Origin of the sequence: Sporomusa sp. (assembly GCF_035561255.1) — a bacterium.
GTDB lineage: Bacteria > Bacillota > Negativicutes > Sporomusales > Sporomusaceae > Sporomusa.
This window is the reverse complement of record NZ_DATMXX010000265.1, coordinates 1-2842: the sequence shown is the minus strand read 5'-3', so window position 1 is coordinate 2842 and position 2842 is coordinate 1. Positions and strand designations below refer to the sequence as shown.

The 2842-nt window shown below is 43.6% G+C and carries 3 protein-coding genes; 2 read left to right on the top strand and 1 reads right to left on the bottom strand.

The window, feature by feature from the left end; genetic code table 11:
- Positions 1 to 31: 31 nt before the first annotated feature.
- Together VN379_RS14830 and VN379_RS14825 are read left to right on the top strand one after the other, a co-directional pair.
- A complete protein-coding gene (locus tag VN379_RS14830; protein ID WP_325535177.1) occupies positions 32 to 421 on the top strand; it encodes a secondary thiamine-phosphate synthase enzyme YjbQ in 390 nt (129 codons plus the stop codon).
- Between the two features lie 4 nt (positions 422 to 425).
- A complete protein-coding gene (locus tag VN379_RS14825) occupies positions 426 to 1181 on the top strand; it encodes an AAA family ATPase (RefSeq protein WP_325535175.1) in 756 nt (251 codons plus the stop codon).
- 193 nt (positions 1182 to 1374) lie between these two features.
- Here VN379_RS14825 and VN379_RS14820 read toward each other — a convergent pair whose 3' ends face one another.
- Positions 1375 to 2781, bottom strand: a complete 1407-nt coding sequence (locus VN379_RS14820) for a sigma-54 interaction domain-containing protein (RefSeq protein WP_325535173.1) — start codon at positions 2779 to 2781, stop codon at positions 1375 to 1377.
- Between the last annotated feature and the right edge of the window lie 61 nt (positions 2782 to 2842).

The following is a 2842-nucleotide window of genomic DNA, read 5'->3' as shown; positions in this document are numbered from 1 at the left end:
ATAGTATAGTATAGGTTAAGAGGTGGCAACTATGGATCAGTTCAGTCTGGACACTCCTAAAGAAGGGTTTATTGATATTACTGCCAAAGTGAGGGAGCTTATCCGGCATAGCTGTATCAGACAAGGCATTTGTCAGGTATTTGTTCCCCATACTACAGCTGGGGTAACCATCAATGAGAATGCCGATCCGGATGTAGTTGCCGATATGTTGATGGCGTTTGATCGAATGGTTCCCAATCTCCCGTACCGGCACATGGAAGGCAATTCCCCTGCTCATATCAAGAGTTCGATGGTAGGCTGCTCGATTACCTTGCCGGTTGTAGATAATAAGTTGTTGTTGGGGACCTGGCAGGGAATCTATTTTTGCGAATTTGACGGACCGCGCCGACGCAGTGTTTGGGTGCAGGTTATGGGTGGGTGACAGTATGTTGCAAAAAACGCAGCAATATATTCGCAGTGTTCAACTGTTGCGGGATCAGGTTACGCGGTTTGACACATATCCGTTTTGTTTACCCGCCTTTTGTAATTTGTATGAGCTGGAATTTCATCCCCGGGTAACATTTATTGTGGGAGAAAACGGGACCGGCAAGTCTACCTTGCTGGAGGCGGTTGCAGTTGCCTGGGGTTTTAATGCCGAAGGTGGAACCGCTAACTTTACCTTTACTACACAGGCCTCCCACTCCGAACTTAATGAATACATAAGGCTGGTCAAAGGAATAAAGCGCCCGCGAGACGGTTTTTTTCTCCGGGCAGAGAGTTTTTATAATTTGGCTACAACGATTGAGAAACTAGATGCTGAGGGTGGGCCGGGCAATCGAATTATTACATCATATGGCGGGACATCCCTGCATCAGATGTCGCACGGGGAATCGTTTTTTGCTGTGTTTCAAAACAGGTTGGGGGGGAATGGGCTGTATATTCTGGATGAACCGGAAGCGGCTTTATCACCTGTACGGCAAATGGCACTAATTTCTCGTATTCATGAATTGGTTCAACAAAAATCGCAACTAATCATTGCGACACATTCCCCGATTATTATGGCTTATCCGGACAGCATGATCATACAGCTTACCCAGTCCGGTATGCAGCAGCTGGCTTATGAACAAACAGAAAATTATTTGATTATGAAAGAATTTACTAACAATCGCAATAAAATGCTGAAAATTTTATTGGAAGAGTAGAATTACAATAAAGTCTGCCAGTTTACTCCCGACGGCCTTTTAGTGTGGTTTTATCGAAAAGACGGTGCAGAGATGGTAAACCCTGCGAGATTAAATCTCGCAGGGTTTTTTGGGAGATATATCATTAAAGTAGTTTTCGTTGGCCTAAATACCTTTTGAATGCTGGAAGGAAAGGTTAGGCTATTAAAAACAATCAATGATTTTTAAACTTTTCGATGCCTGTAAATGTTTTCAGTTTCCGGTAGAGTACCGTCCGGCAAATGCCGAGCCGGTTGGCTGCTTCGCCTGTACGAAAATTGCATGCTTTTAAGATACTGTGAATATATTGCTCTTCAAATTGCTGCATAACTTGCTTTAATGATTCCTGGCCTTCGAAAGACTTCACATAATTTGGTTGAGCAAGTTGGTGGGCAACTCCTGACATTGTTCTTGAAAACTGCGTTGGATTGTCTTGCAGGCCAAAAACGACGTATTTTTCTACTGCATTACGCAACTCTCTGACATTTCCCGGCCAGTCATAATGCTGGAAAGCAGCTAACATATCGTTGTCCAGGGCTATGTCAAGATTGTATTTTGTATTAAATTTTTTCAAAAAGTGCAAGGCGAGCATTGTGATGTCTTCAGGTCTTTCCCGTAACGGCGGAATTACTAAATCAACAACATGTAACCGATAAAAAAGATCTTTGCGAAATGTTCCCTCTTCGGTCATTCGCTTTAGATCCTTGTTTGTTGCCGCAATAAGTCTAAAATCACTGGTGAGGTTGACACAACTGCCTAACCGGCGAATTTCGCCAGTCTCCAGAACTCGCAGCAATTTTGCCTGCAGGGGGAGTGATAATTCAGCAATTTCATCAAGAAACAAAGTTCCGCCATCTGCAGCCTCTACTAAGCCTATATTACCTTGCGTATTAGCTCCGGTAAAAGCTCCTTTGCTATAGCCAAAAAGCTCTGCTTCGGCTAACGACTCTGATAAGGCAGCACAGTTTATTGCCATGAAGGCGCCGTTGGAGCGAGTGCTATGCCGGTGAATATACCGCGCCAGCACCTCTTTGCCCGTGCCTGACTCTCCGTATAGGATTGTTGGGCTGTCTAATCTGGCGATATTAGCAGCTAGATTTAATATAGTCCTCATCGTATTGCTTTCAGCAACAATATCTTCCGTATCTATTCCGAAAACCTGGATTTTATGTTTTGGAGTTGGGCTGGTTCTCTGATTTAAGCCATCACGATGTTTTTTTCTTTCCGGTGAGGCTGCTACACAGGTCGTTACTAAGTAAAGTATGTCTCCGCTAGGGTTAAAGACAGGTCTGCTTACAGCAAGTGTTTCGGTTTTAAACTTTGTTCTAACCAGACCTTGTTCAATGCATTTGTTTTTAGCAGCTCGCAAGGTATAAGAGGTATTAAGTGTGCCATTATGTATAAGTTCGCCGAGATTTAGGTGCAGCAACTGCTCCTTCGGCACACCGACCGTTAAAGCGGCCTCTGTATTGAAAAGCAGTAAATTCCCCTTGTGATCGGTAACGAAAATAATCTTTGGTGCGGGAAATGCTGCTGTTTTTTCATACCCCGGCATTATTGACGTAATTGAATTATGAGGCATAAGAAACCTTCCCTCCCCAGAGCGATTTTAAAACTGTTTTTTTTATAGTACGACGTTGTAT

Bases quoted from the DNA above. Each gene is read 5' to 3' on its own strand.
- VN379_RS14820 (WP_325535173.1), bottom strand. From the start codon at position 2,781: ATGCCTCATAATTCAATTACGTCAATAATGCCGGGGTATGAAAAAACA.
- VN379_RS14830 (WP_325535177.1), top strand. From the start codon at position 32: ATGGATCAGTTCAGTCTGGACACTCCTAAAGAAGGGTTTATTGATATT.
- VN379_RS14825 (WP_325535175.1), top strand. From the start codon at position 426: ATGTTGCAAAAAACGCAGCAATATATTCGCAGTGTTCAACTGTTGCGG.